The sequence below is a fragment of the Halomonas sp. S3-1-1 genome, from assembly GCF_023757625.1.
In the GTDB taxonomy this organism is placed as follows: domain Bacteria; phylum Pseudomonadota; class Gammaproteobacteria; order Pseudomonadales; family Halomonadaceae; genus Vreelandella.
On sequence record NZ_JALGBZ010000003.1, the window covers coordinates 204,634 to 220,629 of the forward strand.

Annotated in this window: 16 protein-coding genes; 7 read left to right on the forward strand and 9 right to left on the reverse strand. The window is 57.3% G+C overall.

What is annotated here, in order from left to right; all coding sequences use genetic code 11:
• Window positions 1-2 precede the first annotated feature (2 nt).
• On the reverse strand, window positions 3-884 hold the full coding sequence (locus MQW23_RS10310; RefSeq protein WP_502800954.1) for a DUF72 domain-containing protein: 882 nt from the start codon (window positions 882-884) through the stop codon (window positions 3-5).
• Between the two features lie 54 nt (window positions 885-938).
• The gene (locus tag MQW23_RS10315; protein ID WP_252108008.1) at window positions 939-1,733 is read right to left on the reverse strand and encodes an IclR family transcriptional regulator domain-containing protein; all 795 of its coding nucleotides are present in this window, start codon (window positions 1,731-1,733) and stop codon (window positions 939-941) included.
• Window positions 1,734-1,872: 139 nt separating this feature from the next.
• Between MQW23_RS10315 and aroQ the strand changes: the two genes are divergently transcribed.
• Entirely contained in the window at window positions 1,873-2,322 is a 450-nt protein-coding gene (aroQ, locus tag MQW23_RS10320; protein WP_252108009.1) for a type II 3-dehydroquinate dehydratase, read from the forward strand.
• Here aroQ and MQW23_RS10325 read toward each other — a convergent pair.
• The 6 genes from MQW23_RS10325 to MQW23_RS10350 all read right to left on the reverse strand — a co-directional run bounded on the left by MQW23_RS10325 (window position 2,319) and on the right by MQW23_RS10350 (window position 9,312).
• Window positions 2,319-3,269, reverse strand: coding sequence for an AEC family transporter (locus tag MQW23_RS10325; protein WP_252108010.1), 951 nt, complete (start codon window positions 3,267-3,269; stop codon window positions 2,319-2,321). The two genes, aroQ and MQW23_RS10325, sit on opposite strands and share 4 nt — an antisense overlap.
• A 148-nt stretch (window positions 3,270-3,417) precedes the next feature.
• Window positions 3,418-5,304 (reverse strand): bifunctional sugar phosphate isomerase/epimerase/4-hydroxyphenylpyruvate dioxygenase family protein, encoded by a 1,887-nt coding sequence (locus tag MQW23_RS10330; RefSeq protein WP_252108011.1) that lies wholly within the window; start codon window positions 5,302-5,304, stop codon window positions 3,418-3,420.
• Window positions 5,305-5,539: 235 nt separating this feature from the next.
• Window positions 5,540-6,220: a GntR family transcriptional regulator gene (locus MQW23_RS10335; protein WP_252108012.1), complete on the reverse strand. Its 681-nt coding sequence runs from the start codon at window positions 6,218-6,220 to the stop codon at window positions 5,540-5,542.
• Window positions 6,221-6,231: 11 nt separating this feature from the next.
• The gene (locus MQW23_RS10340) at window positions 6,232-7,731 is read right to left on the reverse strand and encodes a tripartite tricarboxylate transporter permease (RefSeq protein ID WP_252108013.1); all 1,500 of its coding nucleotides are present in this window, start codon (window positions 7,729-7,731) and stop codon (window positions 6,232-6,234) included.
• 79 nt (window positions 7,732-7,810) lie between these two features.
• A complete protein-coding gene (locus MQW23_RS10345) occupies window positions 7,811-8,272 on the reverse strand; it encodes a tripartite tricarboxylate transporter TctB family protein (protein ID WP_252108014.1) in 462 nt (153 codons plus the stop codon).
• A gap of 53 nt (window positions 8,273-8,325) precedes the next feature.
• A complete protein-coding gene (locus MQW23_RS10350; RefSeq protein WP_252108015.1) occupies window positions 8,326-9,312 on the reverse strand; it encodes a Bug family tripartite tricarboxylate transporter substrate binding protein in 987 nt (328 codons plus the stop codon).
• 425 nt (window positions 9,313-9,737) lie between these two features.
• Between MQW23_RS10350 and MQW23_RS10355 the strand changes: the two genes are divergently transcribed.
• The 6 genes from MQW23_RS10355 (at window position 9,738) to MQW23_RS10380 (ending at window position 15,207) form a co-directional block, all read left to right on the forward strand.
• Entirely contained in the window at window positions 9,738-10,238 is a 501-nt protein-coding gene (locus MQW23_RS10355; RefSeq protein WP_252108016.1) for a TRAP transporter small permease, read from the forward strand.
• Window positions 10,235-11,515, forward strand: coding sequence for a TRAP transporter large permease (locus MQW23_RS10360; RefSeq protein ID WP_252108017.1), 1,281 nt, complete (start codon window positions 10,235-10,237; stop codon window positions 11,513-11,515). The genes MQW23_RS10355 and MQW23_RS10360 overlap by 4 nt, the downstream gene beginning before the upstream one ends.
• Before the next feature lie 67 nt (window positions 11,516-11,582).
• Window positions 11,583-12,596, forward strand: coding sequence for a DctP family TRAP transporter solute-binding subunit (locus tag MQW23_RS10365; protein WP_252108018.1), 1,014 nt, complete (start codon window positions 11,583-11,585; stop codon window positions 12,594-12,596).
• Between the two features lie 13 nt (window positions 12,597-12,609).
• Window positions 12,610-13,314, forward strand: a complete 705-nt coding sequence (locus tag MQW23_RS10370; protein ID WP_252108019.1) for an SDR family NAD(P)-dependent oxidoreductase — start codon at window positions 12,610-12,612, stop codon at window positions 13,312-13,314.
• A 34-nt stretch (window positions 13,315-13,348) separates the two neighbouring features.
• The gene (locus MQW23_RS10375; protein ID WP_252108020.1) at window positions 13,349-14,233 is read left to right on the forward strand and encodes an isocitrate lyase/PEP mutase family protein; all 885 of its coding nucleotides are present in this window, start codon (window positions 13,349-13,351) and stop codon (window positions 14,231-14,233) included.
• A complete protein-coding gene (locus MQW23_RS10380) occupies window positions 14,230-15,207 on the forward strand; it encodes a C-terminal binding protein (protein ID WP_252108021.1) in 978 nt (325 codons plus the stop codon). The genes MQW23_RS10375 and MQW23_RS10380 overlap by 4 nt, the downstream gene beginning before the upstream one ends.
• Here the strand turns inward: MQW23_RS10380 and MQW23_RS10385 are convergent.
• Window positions 15,204-15,908, reverse strand: coding sequence for a GntR family transcriptional regulator (locus tag MQW23_RS10385; protein WP_252108022.1), 705 nt, complete (start codon window positions 15,906-15,908; stop codon window positions 15,204-15,206). The genes MQW23_RS10380 and MQW23_RS10385 overlap by 4 nt on opposite strands.
• Window positions 15,909-15,996 lie beyond the last annotated feature (88 nt).

Sequence of the window (15,996 nt, forward strand, 5' to 3'; positions counted from 1 at the left end):
TGCTAGAAAAGCGGTGCCTGGGTTTCGCCGGGAAAGGGCGCAAGAGGCGCCAGAGAAGCGTGTTCGTTCAAGGCGTTATAGAGCCGTCGCGCCATCTGCGGCGAGGCGCGATTATCCGCGGTATGCACAAACAAGAAAGGGGTTTTCCCCTGATTTATCCACAGGTTGATTCGCGATATCCAGGGGTCGAAGTAGCGGCTATTGATCGCTTTGTCAATATGTCCAATGAAGCGAATGACCGGCGCATTTCCCGTGGAAAGCACGTGTAGCGGGAGTTTCGGCTTTTCCTGCTGCGCGTGGGCCAAGCCCTCGTGGCCGTTGGGCGGGGTGGAGAACACCGGGCGAACATCCAGCATCACACGGTTGGCACCAAAAGTTATCAACAATTGGTTGAGTGCCTTTTCCGCCTCACCCTTGTGGAAAAACAAGGGGTGGCGCACCTCGACGGCGCAGGGCAAATGCGCCGGCCACCCGGCGAGCAGCGCCTCCAATCGGGGTAGCTCCTCGGGGCCAAAATCTCGCGGAAGCTGAACCATGGTCGGGCCCAGTCGGTCGTGCAGCGGCGTAAAGGCCTCGAGAAAGCGCCATGCCTCGTCCAGCCGCGTCAGGCGCTGTTCGTAGGTGACGCGGGCGGGAAGCTTCAGGCAGAAGCGAAAATCGCTCGGCGCCTGGCGCGCCCAGGAAGCGATGGTCTCCGCCTTCGGCGCGCCGCTATAAAACGTGGTGTTGCCCTCAACGGTCGAAAACACCGCCGCGTAGTCGCTCAACAGCTCGGTTTTCGCGTGGCGCGCATAGAGGCTGCCCTGCCAATCCTGATTGGCCCACATCGGCAAGCCCAGGTAGAACGGGCGCGACGTTTGCGCTGGCGCTCGTCTAATCGCCAAAGCGTGCAAGCTCGGCACAACGTAACAGAAAAGATGCGGATGGCATGGCGGCGCTTAACTCGCAATCGAGGTGCGTATCTGCGCGGCCTTTTGCTGCAACAGCGGCAGGTACTCTTCGAGCAGCGTCGGCATGTCGATGCGCGCCGCGTTGGTGCTGATATTGATCGCGCCGAGCAGCTGACCGCTGGCGTTGAAGGCGGGCACTGCCAGCGAGCGCAGCCCGGAATCCAGCTCCTGGTCGGCGATGGCGTAGCCCTGCTCACGAACGGAGTCGATACGCTGCTTGAGCGCGTGTTTATCCACAACGGTCTTGTCGGTGTGGCGTGAAAGCTCGATACGCTCGAGATATGCTTCCAGCGCCGGCTCGGATAGCTGCGCCAGCAGCACGTGGCCCATCGAGGTATAGGCGGCGGGCAGGCGGGTACCCACGGAAAGCGTGATCGCCATGAGGCGATGCGGGGCGGCAGAGCGCGCCACGTAGATCACCTCGTCGCCGTCGAGCTGACCCAGCGACGAGGACTCGCCGGTCTGCGCGGTGATATCTTCCAGGAACTGCTGGATGACGCTACGATAATTGTTCGCCGAGAGAAACGCATAGCCCAACTGCAGCACCTTCGGGGCCAGCTCGAAATAGCGCTGATGCTTTCGCACGTAGCCAAGCGCGTGCAGCGTGAGCAGAAAGCGGCGCGCCTTGGCCCGGTTCATGCCGGTACGCGCGGCGACCTCGCTCAAGGTCATGCGCGAATGGGCGTCGTCGAAGGCGAGAATGACGTCCAGCCCGCTGGAGAGGGCGGAGACGAAATCACGGCTATCCGGCGTGAGCGTATCTTCCTGTAAAGCGTCTTTCATAATGAATCATTGACCGATAGGCGCGCAGTTGAAACCCTGAATCTAACACGATGTTCGAATAGCGAACAATTATTCGTTCGTCCTGGACGCTGCACGCGCCGACAGTATCGTCCTGCTTCACTAATGAGGAGCCCTTTTGATGAAACAGAAAAAAATCACCGTGCTACACGGGCCGAACCTCAATCTTTTGGGCACCCGCCAGCCCGAAATCTACGGCGCCGACACCCTGGACGACGTGAACAACCGGCTGCGCGAAGCGGCGCTGCTGGCCGGCTGGGAGGTCGTCTGCTTTCAAAGCAACCACGAAGGCGCCTTGATCGATGCGATTCACGCTGCCCGTCTGGACGGAACGCGCGCGATCATCATCAACCCGGCGGCCTACACCCACACCTCCGTTGCCATTCTCGATGCGCTCAACGCGTTTGAGGGCACCGTGTTCGAGGTGCACATCTCCAACGTTCATAAGCGCGAAAGCTTTCGCCACCACTCCTATGTGTCGCTGCGCGCCGACGGCGTCATCGCCGGACTCGGCACGTACGGGTATCGGGCCGCGCTCGACGCCATTATCAACAGCGAAGACGCCTCTTAGAGCGCCAGCGACGGGGTATGCAGCAGCAGCGCGATGATCAGGCTCAGGGTGACAAACGATGCCACCGTCGCGGTCAGCATGGCCGCTGCGCTCATGTCGCCCACACCATAGCGCTGGCCGAACAGCGGATAAATGCTGATCATCGGCGCCGAGGCGAATAAAACGGCGCCGACGATGTATACCGGGTCGATGCCGGGTATCACTAAAAAGGCCGCAAGTACCGCCAGCGGGTGGATCAGCAGCTTGCCGATCACGATCAGGCTGACGTGTCGGGTCTGCCCCTTGAGCCTCAAGCCGAACAGCGCGCCCCCGATCACGAATAGCGCCGCCGGCCCCGCTGCTTCAGCCAGCATGTCGACCGCCTTGGCCAGCGGCGCCGGCAGCAAAAGGCCGGAGCCTGCAAGGCTCAATGCGATCGCAAGCCCGACCAGTACCGGATTTTTGACCAAGTTGAGCGCGGTTTTCTTGAGCGTCGTGGCCAGTCGCCCGCTGCGCTGGCTCGCCATTTCCGCTAGAACGAGCGCGGTGGGAATGATCAGCAGGTTCTCGACCATCATGTTCAGCGCCAACAGCACCGCCGCCGGCGAGCCGATGACCATCGCCGCCACCGGGTAGCCGATGAAGCCGCTGTTGGCCGCCGCCATGCCAAGCGCCTGCATGGCCCCAGCCGCCAGGTTCTCGCGTTCGCGCCTCAAGCTAATCAGAAGCCCCAAACCGAACACCAGCGCCGACGCCAGCCCGTAAGCCACCAGGTAGTTGAGCTGAAGGATGTCGCCCAGCGGCTGCTGATTGAAAGCGCGTATCACCAGCGCCGGCAGCGCCAGGTAGAGCACGAAAATACTCACGCCCTGCATCTGCTCGGCACTCATCAGCCGGCTACGTCTTGCGACATAGCCGGCACCGATCAGCAGGAAAATGGGCGTGGTAATAGCGAGAATGGAGAGCATGGAGGCCTTTTCGGCGCGTGAATACAGAGCACGCACAATGACGAGTCGTTTGATTCAATACTATCGCAACGCCTCGCAAAGCGAGTCAATTATAGGGCTACTCGAATGTGTGACTGGGCGATGCCTTCGCCCACCAGACCAAGCTTGATCATGCGTGATGTCCTTTCGTGTCATCCATAGAGTCCGGGGGCTCGATGGCGTCGATCTCGGCGTCCAGACGCTGTTGCGCGGTCACGCGCACGAAGGCGTTCGGCGCTCCGAGTCCCTGATAGCCGTCGCGCTGCACCAGCTCGAAGAAGAACGCCTTGCGCTGCGTTTGGGCGTAGAGCTGGTGGAAATCGCCGCCGCTGTCCTGGTCGAACAGCACGTCGTGGTCCTGCATCCACGCAAGCGTCTGCGCCGGCAGTTCAAAACGCGCGTTCAGGTCGCGGTAGTAGTTGCCGGGAATCGGCAGGGTCGGCGTGTTCGCCTCGCGCAGCGTGGCCGCGGTCTCGCGCATCGAGCGGGTACGCAGGGCGACGTGATGAATGCCGGAGCCGCCGTACTGGCGCACGAAGCGGTTGCTGGCGGTATCCGGCGAGGCGCTGGCGTTGAGCGCCAGCCGAAAACGCCCGTCGTGGTTCTGCAGCACCTGGCTCTGGATGAGCCCGCGCGGGTCGGTTACGTCGAACGACGGCGTGATCTCAAGCGCAAAGATGGCGCGGTACTGCAGCATCAGCGACAGGTAGTCGTGATAGGAGAGCGCCACGCTGATGTGGTCGATATCGACCAGCGCGTTTTGCGGCACCGGCGCGACATCGACGGTGAATTCGCGATCCCAGGTGCGGCTGAGCTGGGAGTCGTCAATGATGTAGGAAAGGCTCCCATCGACGTTGCGCAGCGCGCTCATGCGATGGCTCGAGCCGACGTCCTCGGGCTCGACGATGTCATAGCCCAGCTTGTCCGCCCGCTTGAACGCCTCGTAGGCGTTATCCACCTTCAGGCCGATGGCGGTGATCGCGGTGGCGTCGCGCCCGGGGACCCGTCCGGTGAAATTCGACTCGGTGTTGAGGACCAGGTTCACGTCCCCCGCGGCCCAGCGTTCGGCGTCCAGGGTATGGTGGCGCCCCACGCAGGCGAGTCCCATCGCGCCGAGTTCGTCACGCAGCGGGGCGAGATCCCCGGGCTCGACGGCGATCTCCAGAAAGGCCACCGACGCGATCGGCTGCGGCGCGGGTATGCCGCTGTCGGTCTGCATGCTGCGCAGCAGGTGGTAGGAGCGCACCCCGTCGCGGGCGGTCTGACTGCTGTGACCCATGCGAAAGACGTCGTTGAAGATCTCGTGGGAGAGCGGGCCGTCGTAGCGGGTCTCCTCGAGCATGGCCATGAACGCATCCATTTGAAGCTCGCCCTGGCCCGGGAAGCAGCGGTAATGACGACTCCAGGAGAGATGATCCATGGAGAGCCTGGGCGCATCGGCGGTCTGGACGAGAAAGATCCGGTCGCCCGGGATGCGCCCGATGGTGCCAAGCTCGGTCTGGCGCGAGAAGATATGGAAGGTGTCCAGCACCAGCCCCACGCTTGGGTGGGCGGCGCGGCGCACCACTTCCCAACTGTCACGGTAGTCATGGATATGGCGCCCCCAGGCCAGCGCCTCGAAGGCGACGCGCAGGTCGCGTTTGGCGGCGCGCTCGCCAAGCTCACGGTAGTCGTCGGCGGCCCGGCTCAGCCCCGGCAGTGAATCCGCACGGGTGGTGCTGCAGGCCATCAACAGATCGGTGCCCAGCTCCTGCATCAGGTCGAACTTGTGCTCGGCGCGATCGAACGCCTGCTGCCGGGCGCGGCCCTCGAGGCCCTCGAAATCGCGAAACGGCTGGAGCGTGACCAGCCTGAGCCCGCGCGAGCGGATCAGCTCGCCGGCCTCCCGGGGGGAGCCGGTGAAGGCGGTGAGGTCGTTCTCAAAGAGTTCGAGGCCCTCGAAGCCGGCCTCGGCGATGGCGTCGACCTTCTCTTCGAGCGAGCCGCTCAGGCACACCGTGGCGATGGACGAATACATGACAACACGCTCCTTGCAGTCGGAAACCAGCCGCCTGGAAACGGCCGTCGAACGAATCAGTAGTCCGCCAAGCGCGGCACAGGACAGCTTCGCGGAACGTAAATAAAGAATATTTTTTGAAGTGTTTCTACTTCTGGTATTCGTTACGGCGGCAGAAACATTGAGTTGAAGCGCTATGGAAGCAGCTTAATCAATGATCTTGAGCCGTATTATTACTCGAATAAGGGGAGTCGACTTATGCATTTGCTTTTCGCTCTTCCAGCGCCTTCAAGTAAATGTCTTGAGTACGCATGATGTGCGTGTACAACACCTTTTCAAAACATTCGATATTACTTTTTTTGAGATGGTCGATCATGGCCAAGTGCTCTTCGAAACTGATTTCTCTAAGCGCAGGCTGAGGTGACGTGATGGAAGCTCTTAAAGCTGAAATTCGGTTGCTTATCAAGTTGAACGCATTGAGAAGGTATTTATTGTCACAATATTCAAAAAACATCTGATGATAGTCGCTATCGAGATTGGAATATTCAAGAGCGTTGTTTCGGCTAACCGATACCTGCATTTTTTGAGCAATCAACTGTAGCGACTTTATGAACCTTACAGGGCTATTAGAAAAGCTGCGTTTTGCCGCCTGTAACTCGACCATAAAGCGGAAATCGCAAATGTCGACGACGTCCGTGCTGGTGGGTTCGAAAACGAAGCTTCCGCGCTTTGGTCTGACAGTCACGAGTCCGATGGTTTGAAGTCGAGCGAGTGCATCTCGAATAGGCGTTCTGCTAACACCGAGCTTTGACGAGAGCACCTCTTCGGGAATTTTTTCCCCCAGCAAGAAATCCCCATTGATGATGGCCGTGCGAAGCCGTTCAGTTGCAATGTCCGTTAATGATTGAACAGGGCCAATGTGCGATTTTTTTTTCATTATAAGACCTATCAATCGTCGGTTTTTCTAGTTTTTCGAACAAGTCTTAAAATAACAGGTACAAACCATATACAAAGTGTCAAGACACCCAGCGTTGCGGCGATTGGACGAGAGAAAAAATCGAGCATGTTGCCGTCACTCTTGATGAGAGACGTAATCAAGTTGCTTTCAAGCATGGGGCCCATAACCAACCCCAAAATGACCGGCGCAATGGGTAGACCGTTCTCTTCCATAAAGTAAGCCAATAGACCCAGTACCAGCATGATGACGATACCCGTATAGGTATTGTCGATCGCGTAAGAGCCTGCTATCGCAAAGATCAGAATGAAGGGTGCCAGCAGCGTTTTGTCGACCTGAAGTAGACGTCTCGAGGCGAAGATAGCGATCAATCCAAGCGGAATGATCAATAGATTGGCCACCAAAAAGGTAATGAACACTGCGGTGACTTCGACGCCTTTGGTAATGAACACCAGCGGCCCCGGATTGAGTCCTTTGGCGTAAAGCACGCCGATGACTATCGCGGTGATAGAATCCCCTGGAATGCCGAACACCATGGCAGGTACATAAGCGCCCGATAGCGCGGAGTTATTGGCCGAGCAGGCATCCACCAATCCTTCGTCGTGACCTGTACCGTACTTTTCTGGCTGACGAGAGAACTTCTTGGAGACGGCGTAGGAGATCCAGCTACCGATATCGGAACCCGCGCCAGGTAGAATGCCTACGATATTACCGATCAGCGAGCCACGCAGCGCATTGCCCTTGTATCTGTACAAAGTACTTCCCAACCCCGAAAACAGTGAGCGCACCGAGACGTGAGCAGGCGCTTTTTCGGTCGACTCCTTATGCACGAGGGTACGAATAATTTCGGGTATGGCGAACATGCCGATCAAGGCGGGCACGAAAGCGACGCCGGAGATGACGGCGTCGATACCGAAGACGAAGCGAGGGTAGCCCGCTGTCGAATCAAGACCAACGGTGGCAATCAATAGGCCGAGCCCTAATGAAAGTAGGCTTTTCAGAACGGAGCCGGTGCCTAACATGACGGCCGCCGTCAAACCGAGAAGCGCCAGCCAAAAATATTCAGTGGATGTGAAGTTCAGAGAGACTAGCGCAAGCTTTGGCGCGGCGAAGATAAGCACGAGCGATCCGAATACGCCTCCGAACGCCGCGCAGAAGACCGAAATGCCTAGCGCATGCCCCACCTTTCCTTTGACGGCGAGACCGTTCATGTCGTTAACGTAGGCCGCTGAGGCAGCCGTTCCCGGTATGCGCAGCAAGGCAGTAGGAATGTCGGAGGCAAAAATCGCCATGGCTGCGGTCGTAACGATGGCCGCTATGGCGGGAACCGGATCCATGAAAAAGGTGATCGGTACCAGAATAGCGGTAGCCATGGTCGCGGATAGCCCCGGAATTGCGCCGACGAAGAGTCCAAACAACGCACAGGCTAAAATGACGCCGAGCGTCGTGTAATTGAAAACCAGCGGGAGTGCGCCTGCGATGTTGTCGATCATTGTTTGAGACTCTTGAATGAAACGCTTGAACGGCAAGTTCTTGACTAACAGTGCTTGAGTAATGCCGTTGGAAAAATCGTTAAATAAATAGTCCCGTTGGCAGCGGAACGTTGAGCTGTTGTGACAGCAGGTAATAAACCACGACCACGAACAGCGCTGCGAAACCGAGTATCAGCGGCTTGCGATAATTTTCCAGCCACAAGAGCGCTATCGCGAGTATGGCCCCACCAATGACGAAACCGATCTCCTCGATCCATATAGCGAAAACAAGGCTTCCAACGAATAGAAGGGCAAAACTCAAGACTCTTTTAGTCTTGAACCATCCTGAGTTGGCAATCACTAAAGGCGCCCGCTCGCCGGCTAGTAGCTGTTTCAAGATCAGTACCGCGCCGCCTACCGATAAACCGCTTCCAATGAGTGTGGGAAACGTGGAGGGGCCGACCATTTGGCCCGCCATGGATGGGAAAGTGCGCGCCTGAAAAACAGTCAAGAGGCCAAGGAGGATAAACATAGCGCCGATGACGATATCGTTAGCTTTCATGTGCGGTAACCTAAAATAAAAGGATACATCGCAAACGATGTACCCTTTATTCACTATTCCACGATGCCCAAGGACTTGAGGGTTTCGCCGATTCTTTGATCCGAATTCTGCATGAATTCCATGAACTCATCGCCTTCCAGCCACTGTGTTGCGTAGCCCCGGTTCTCCATGAACTCCAGGTAGGCAGGATCGTTTACGATATCGCTCATATGCGCTTGTAGTGTGGTAATGATTTCTTCATCCACACCGGCCGGTGCAACCAGGCCGCGCCAGGAACCAAATGACCAGTCGTTCCCTGTCTCTTCCTCGAAGGTGGGCACCTCTGGCGACGATGTCGAACGCTCAGTATTGAGCAACACTAGAGGCTTGATCAGTCCAGCGTCCATTAGCGCTCGGCCTTCCGGCATCGAGGCGGTCGCGAAATCCACGCCGCCAGCAGCAAGATCCTGAAGGCCGGGCGCTGCCCCCTCAGAGGGAACCCAAGCCACTTTGTCGGCCGCGATATCGGAGGCCAGCAGCATTCCGGCTTCTGCAATGTGATTCACGCCCCCTTGGGCCGAGCCGCTTGCCTTGAGTTCACGGTGTTCGGAGGAGCGAATCGTGCTCAGTAAATCTTCAACGCTGTCATAGTCACTTCGGGAAGAAACGAAAACGGCGACAGGATCGGCGTTATAGAGCCCGATGGGCGAGTAATCTTGATAGGTGATATCTGTTAGGCCTTGGTAATGCATGCCACCGATTTCCAGCGTGGCCACCCCGATCGTATAACCGTCGGGTGAAGCGTTGGCGATCGCTGAGTGGCCTATGACGCCTGAGCCACCGGTGCGATTAACCACCGGAAAAGGAACGCCGAAGCTCTCTTCGAGCAATGTTGAAAGCATTCTTGCAGTGGCATCGGTGCCGCCACCGGCCCCCCAAGGAACGATCAATGTCACTGGTTTCTCGGGCCAACTGTCAGCGTGCAGCGGCGAAGAGGTCAGCATTACCAGCGATGCAGCACCCAAAGCGTAACAGCAGCGGCTTTTTATCGAACGAGTCATGGCGGCGAGTCCTGTTTTATTATCGAAAGCTTGTTGTATGTAACATATAACACTTCAATTTAAACGATGTGCCGCGTCAAGGAATATTCCCTTCTGACGTATTAGCAAAAAGTATTAATTTAATATAAGTGTTTGTTAAATTTATATAAAAACTTGTTTTTTTAATGCGGGTGGGTAATCGGTTTAGCTTTATTCTGCTGATTTTTAGGTTACATACAAAGCGGCATTTATTTCGAATAAAACTTTGATAAAAAGGCGATAAGAGCTTTCCAGCCATCTTTTTAGTATTACTTTAGTCTTAATTGATTGCTTAAAGAGCAAGTTTGTCTTGACGCACTCTGGAATCATCGTTGTATGTTGTATGTAACACGTTACAAGAATCAAGACGTTCGATTGTGAGCCTCGGTTCCAGCTGTGGAGGGACGATGTCCAGGATAATTCGCTTAATTTTTCGTGCAGTCGACATGGCACTCGTTTTTTTGCTGCTCGGCATGACGGCGATGGTGTTCACCAACGTCATACTGCGCTACGGATTTGGCTCGGGCATCGATGTTTCGGATGAACTTTCACGCTTTTTTTTCGTATGGCTGATTTTTCTAGGGGCTATCGCCGCCATGCATCGCAACATGCATATCGGTTTCGATTTGGTGCTGTTGCTGGCACCGCCAGCATTGAGACGAGCCATGCTGGTGATCGCTAATGGTTTAGTGGTCGCGGTTTGTGCTCTGCTTGTGACAGGGGCGGTGCAACAATTCGATATCAACGCAACGAATATCGCCCCGGTAACGCGTTTGCCGATGATTTGGGTGTTCGGTGCGGTGATTCCCATGGCCGGCATCATTGGTCTGATCGCTGCATTGAGGATGCTGGGTTATCTGAGCGGACGCCTGAGTTTCGCGCCGCGTGCCGGTGAGGTGGCGTCATGATTTTAGGTATCTTTGTCGCCACTTTGGCAGCCACTCTTGCCATCGGTGTTCCGGTCGCGTTCGCGCTTCTAATCTGTGCCGCCATGATGGGCTGGGCGCTCGACCTGTTTGATCCGCAAATCATTTCACAGCAGTTGGTACTGGGTGCCAATAACTTTTCCTTACTGGCGATCCCGTTCTTTTTACTCGCCGGCGAGCTCATGAATGCCGGCGGTATGTCTAAGCGAATCATTGCGTTCGCGATCGCCTTCGTGGGTCATCTACGGGGTGGTTTGGGCATTGTGGCGATATTCGCCGCTATCATCCTCGCGTCGCTGTCCGGCTCCGCCGCCGCCGATACCGCGGCGTTAATCGCCATCATGCTGCCCATGATGCGGGGCTCGGGCCACGATGAAGCCCGCTCAGTCGGACTCTTGTCGGCAGGCGGTGTCATTGCGCCGATTATTCCGCCCTCTATCGCCTATATCATCTTCGCAGTTGCCACCAACCTGTCGATCACGAAGCTCTTTCTGGCTGGCATCGTTCCGGGCGTGCTGATGGGGCTTGCCGCGATGGCAGCGTGGCTCGTAGTGGCGCGCCGCGACAACGTGAAACCGCTGCCACGTCAGGGATGGAAGGATCGCCTGCGCGAAACCCGGCGCGCGATCTGGTCGCTGGGCATGCCAGTCATCATTCTCGGCGGTATCAGATTCGGCATCGTTACTCCGACGGAAGCGGCGGTCGTCGCCGCCGTTTACGCCATCTTTATCGGGATGGTGATTCACCGGGAGCTAAGAATCGGTGATCTGTTCGAAGTGTTTCGCAATGCAGCGCTTACCACCGCGGTCGTTATGTTGCTAGCTGCCGCGGCGCTGGCAACCGCCTGGTTCATCACTATTGCCGACTTGTCAGGAATGGTGCTGGAGCTGGTCGGCCCGTTAGTGGAGTCACCGCGTTTGCTGCTGATCGTCATCATGCTGATCGTGCTACTGGTAGGGACCATGCTGGACATGGGTCCAACCATTCTCATCCTGGCACCTGTCTTGTTGCCGGTCGTTGTCGAGGCCGGGATTGATCCGATCTATTTCGGTGTCATTTTTGTGGTCAATACCGCCATAGGTCTGGTAACGCCGCCCGTCGGTATCGTGCTCAGCGTGGCCTCTGGGGTATCCGGCGTATCGCTGCACCGGGTGGCCCGTGGAGCAGCGCCTTTCTTGATCGCGCAGGTCATGGTGCTGGTGTTACTGGTCGCTTTTCCGCAAATCGTACTCTGGCCACTGGAGTGGTTGTCTCGATAACGCTCGACACAACCTGGAAGTGGTAACTATTTAGCGTGTTAAAACAAACAATAAGGAATGATTCATCATGAAAAAAATGACCTTCCTCACTGCTACGGCTCTCACAAGTGTAATAACGCTGACGCCGGCCATGGCACAAGAGTTTGGTAACCATACGTTCCGAGTATCGAACGGCGCGGCGCAAGATCACCCGGTCGCCACGGGTATCGATGCCATGTCGTCATGCCTGGAGGAGGGCTCGAATGGCGCGATGAAGCTGCGCGCTTTCTATTCTGGCCAGCTCGGTGATGACGCTCAGGCAACACAGTCGGTACGTTCGGGCTCCATCGATATGGTCGTAGCCGGGGCTGATGCGCTGGCGGGCATCGAGCCGGCGATGGGCGTCTTCAGCCTGCCCTTTCTGTTCTCCAACTTCGATGAAGTCGACGAGGTCATGACGGGCCCCTACGCCGACGATCTGGCTGAAAAAATGGAAGGGCATCAACTGGTGATGCTATCGATCTGGGAGAACGGCTTCCGGCACGCTACCAACTCGGTGCATCCCATCGAGAGCGTGGCGGATTTCGAGGGGCTGAACATACGTGTGATTCAAAACCCGATCTACCTCGCCACGTTCCGCGCGCTGGGCGCTAACCCCGTGCCCATGTCCTTTGGCGAAGTCTTCACCGCACTGGAAACAGGTGCCGTCGACGGCATGGAAAACCCGCTGCCGCTGATCCAGTCGCAGCGTTTTTACGAAGTTCAGGATTACGTCACTCTGACGCAGCACGCCTATTCCCCGCTACCGGTCTTGATGTCAGAGCGAAAGTGGAACGGACTTAACGAAGCCGAGCAGAACCTGGTGCGCGAATGTGCCGTCGCGGCTCGCGATCCTCAAGTCACGCGCGCCCGTGAAGCTGTAGACGAGGCGCGCACCGCACTGGAGTCCGAAGGCATGGAGTTTACTGAACTCCGTGAAGAGGCAATGACAGAGCTTCGCGAAACGGTGGCGCCGGTTTACGAAAGCAGTCGTGACGCGCTTGGCGGTGACAACATCGACCGCATGATGGAGCAGCTCGACAGTATCCGCTCAGACAACTGATAAAGAGAGAATCATGTCTCGACCCACTGTACTGATTACTGGCGCGGCGGCAGGCATTGGCCGGGCCATCGCGGTTCGGCTGGTTCAGAGAGGCACGCGCGTTCTTCTGTGGGATGTCTCGGCGCACGCCTTGGAGCAGACACGCAGCGAGCTCGGCGACCTGGCCCGAACGGACGTCGTCGATATCGCCGACGAAAATGCCATTGCATCGGCGGATCTGACCACGTGGCGTCCGACACATCTAGTTAATAACGCCGGTATTCTTGGTCAAAAGCGCAGCTGGCTCAATCTGGAGGCTACTGAGATCGAGCGCTTGCTACGCATCAACGTGACTGGCCCGATGCTGGTCACCAAAGCCTTTCTGAACGCGCGCACGCCTGAGGCGCCCGGGGCGATCGTCAACATGGCGTCTATTGCGGGTGAAAACGGCGGCGCGCCGGGGTTTGCTGCTTACGGTGCTTCAAAGGGTGCCTTGTTAGCGCTAACGCGCGCGATGGCTCGCGATCTGGCCCCAGAGCTTCGGGTCAACGCCCTGGCGCCCGGCATCATTCAAACCGCCATGCAGACCGGCGCGCCCGGAGGGGCGGCGAGCGCCGAGGCTATCCCGCTCGGCCGGCCGGGTAGCGCCGAGGAAGTGGCCGGTGCCGCTGAATGGCTGCTGCTGGATGCGCCTTATACCTCTGGCGAAGTGCTACGCGTCGCCGGCGGGCGGCGCTAACACCCTCATAACTTACATTACTCAAAGGTGCTCAATGACTGACACACGGCCCACTACCCAAGCCTCTCTTCTCCGATCCCTAATTGCCAAGGGTGGTATCGTCGCCGCCCCCGGTGCCCCCGACTCGCTATCGGCACGGCTGGTAGAGCGTGCCGGCTTTCCCGCTATCTACATGACAGGCTTTGGCGCCACCGCCAGTCGGCTAGGCATGCCGGATATTGGGCTCTTATCTCAGACAGAGATGACCGAGCACGCTCGCAACATGGTGCGCGCGGTCAATATCCCGGTCATTGCCGATGCCGATACCGGCTACGGTGGTCCCAACAATATCTATCGTACCGTGCAGGAGTACCTGCAGGCCGGCGTTGCCGCGATTCATCTGGAGGATCAGGAAGCCCCCAAGCGTTGCGGTCAGCGTGCTGGAGTTCGCTTGATTGATGCCGAAGCCAACGCTCGTCGTTTGAAAGGTGCCATTGCTGCTCGAGGCAATCAGGACATGCTGATCATCGGACGCACCGATGCGATGCCCGCTGCTGGCCCTGAAGAGGCGATACGCCGCGCCAAAATGTATCAGGATGCTGGCGTCGATCTGGTATTCGTCGATGGTATCAAGACCATCGCTGAAATCGAGGCGGTGGCCAAAGCGGTCGAAGGCCCCAAGGTAGTATCGATCGTCGATGGCAACGAAACCGTCAAGCTCGACCGATCCACGCTGCAGGAGATGGGCTTTTCGGTCGTGTTCTACGCGGTCACGCTGCTCTTTACCGCTAGCAAGGCCATGGAAAATGCGCTGGTTCGTCTTCGCGATGACGGCACACCTGCCCATGTCGGCGACCAGCATAACTACAGCCAGTTCACCGATATCGTCAATCAGGATTTCTTCAATGAGTTTGACGATCAGTATGGAGCGCGTTCATGAGTCCCAAAATCGTCGTCACCGATTTCGAATTTCCCGATCTGGCACCAGAGCGGGCAGTCATCGAAGCTGCGGGTTTCGAGCTAGTAGAAGCCCAGTGCAAGACCGAAGCCGAGGCTATTGCCGCCTGCGCCGATGCGGACGCCATCATTAACCAGTACTGTCAACTTACGGCGAACGTGATCGATAAGCTGGAGCGCTGCCAGGTAATCTCGCGCTATGGAATCGGGCTCAACACCATTGACGTGCCGCGTGCAACCGAGGCCGGCATTTATGTCGCGAATGTACCTGACGGCTCGCTCGAGGAAGTCTCGGATCATGCCATTGCACTGATGATGGCACTGAAAAGAGGCATTGGGCTTTACGACCGCGCTCTCAGAGCGGGCAGTTGGGACTATACCGCCGCAAAGCCGCTGACGCGTCTTCGTGGCCAAACCCTGGGGTTTTTGAGTTTTGGCCAAATCGCTCAGCGCATGGCACGAAAGATGGCTGGATTCGGTCTACGTATGATCGCCCATGACCCCTATGCTAATGAAGCCGTGGCGAAAGAGGCCGGCGTCGAGCTCGTGTCCTACGAAGCACTGATCGCCGAGTCGGATATCTTATCCGTACACGTGCCGCTGACGGACGAGACCCGGCATATGGTTTCCCATGAGCAGTTTGCAGCCATGAAGTCCACTGCCTTGATTCTCAACACTGCGCGTGGTCCGGTCATTGACGAAGAGGCGCTGATACGGGCATTGAAAGAGGGTCAGATCGCCGGTGCCGGGCTGGATGTATTCGAAGTTGAGCCCATCGGTGCCGACCACCCCTTGCTATCACTACCTAACGTCATCGCAAGCCCTCACTGCGCCTGGTATTCCGAAGGAAGCGAGTTTGAAATTCGCTCGAAAACCGCTCAGAACGTCGTCGATGTTTTGCAGGGCCGTGAACCCACTTATTTGGCCAATCCCGACGTGCGAGATATCAAACGTTAACGATCGGGCTTTTGATAAACGCCGCCGCTGTCGGGTTCGGATAGGCGTTCCACGGCAACGGCCTGGGTTCGATGAATGTGCGTTTTTAGCACCTTCTCGAACCGGGCCATGTCGTTTTTTTTCAGCGCATCGATGATCTCGCCGTGTTCGTCATAGCTGGCTTCACGTCGCTCTTTCTTTGCTGCTGTTAGCACGGTGCGAATAGTCGCCAGCCGCGCTTCGACCAGCAGATAGGCATCCTGGACAAGAGCGTTGGAGCAGTGTTCGAAAAAGGCCTTGTGAAAGGCCGTATCGAGGGCGGCATAGCGTCGGGTATCGCCGTTTTTGTGAGCGCTGGCCATTTCATCGAACAGCGCCTTTAGCGCTTCGAGCAGTGCCTCGCGACTGCCTCGCATCGCAAGCGTGCAGGCCTCGCGCTCCAGCATTTCGCGATATTCGCAAAGCTGACCTATGTCCAGAATGGTGGGATTGAAGACGAAGCTTCCGCGCTTGGGACGAATCTCGACCAGGCCGGTGAACTGAAGCGCGTTGAGGGCATCGCGTACCGGGGAGCGGCTCACATCGAAGGTTTCGGCAAGCGACTCCTCGGAGATTTTCTCGCCCAGTGTGAACTCCCCGGAAACGATGGCCTCACGAATCCTCTCGGTGACAAGCGTTGCCAGCGACTGGGGACGTTGAATTTTGAGCGACCTAGACGACATGGAGATTCCATACAAGTAAAACGAGTTGGATGCACCGAGTATGTAACGTACCACACACAGCCGACCTGCCTATAGCGGTGTCGCTTTA

Coding starts and splice junctions, on each gene's coding strand:
- MQW23_RS10315 (WP_252108008.1), bottom strand. CDS start 1,733: ATGAAAGACGCTTTACAGGAAGATACGCTCACGCCGGATAGCCGTGAT.
- aroQ (WP_252108009.1), top strand. CDS start 1,873: ATGAAACAGAAAAAAATCACCGTGCTACACGGGCCGAACCTCAATCTT.
- MQW23_RS10325 (WP_252108010.1), bottom strand. CDS start 3,269: ATGCTCTCCATTCTCGCTATTACCACGCCCATTTTCCTGCTGATCGGT.
- MQW23_RS10330 (WP_252108011.1), bottom strand. CDS start 5,304: ATGTATTCGTCCATCGCCACGGTGTGCCTGAGCGGCTCGCTCGAAGAG.
- MQW23_RS10335 (WP_252108012.1), bottom strand. CDS start 6,220: ATGAAAAAAAAATCGCACATTGGCCCTGTTCAATCATTAACGGACATT.
- MQW23_RS10340 (WP_252108013.1), bottom strand. CDS start 7,731: ATGATCGACAACATCGCAGGCGCACTCCCGCTGGTTTTCAATTACACG.
- MQW23_RS10345 (WP_252108014.1), bottom strand. CDS start 8,272: ATGAAAGCTAACGATATCGTCATCGGCGCTATGTTTATCCTCCTTGGC.
- MQW23_RS10350 (WP_252108015.1), bottom strand. CDS start 9,312: ATGACTCGTTCGATAAAAAGCCGCTGCTGTTACGCTTTGGGTGCTGCA.
- MQW23_RS10355 (WP_252108016.1), top strand. CDS start 9,738: ATGTCCAGGATAATTCGCTTAATTTTTCGTGCAGTCGACATGGCACTC.
- MQW23_RS10360 (WP_252108017.1), top strand. CDS start 10,235: ATGATTTTAGGTATCTTTGTCGCCACTTTGGCAGCCACTCTTGCCATC.
- MQW23_RS10365 (WP_252108018.1), top strand. CDS start 11,583: ATGAAAAAAATGACCTTCCTCACTGCTACGGCTCTCACAAGTGTAATA.
- MQW23_RS10370 (WP_252108019.1), top strand. CDS start 12,610: ATGTCTCGACCCACTGTACTGATTACTGGCGCGGCGGCAGGCATTGGC.
- MQW23_RS10375 (WP_252108020.1), top strand. CDS start 13,349: ATGACTGACACACGGCCCACTACCCAAGCCTCTCTTCTCCGATCCCTA.
- MQW23_RS10380 (WP_252108021.1), top strand. CDS start 14,230: ATGAGTCCCAAAATCGTCGTCACCGATTTCGAATTTCCCGATCTGGCA.
- MQW23_RS10385 (WP_252108022.1), bottom strand. CDS start 15,908: ATGTCGTCTAGGTCGCTCAAAATTCAACGTCCCCAGTCGCTGGCAACG.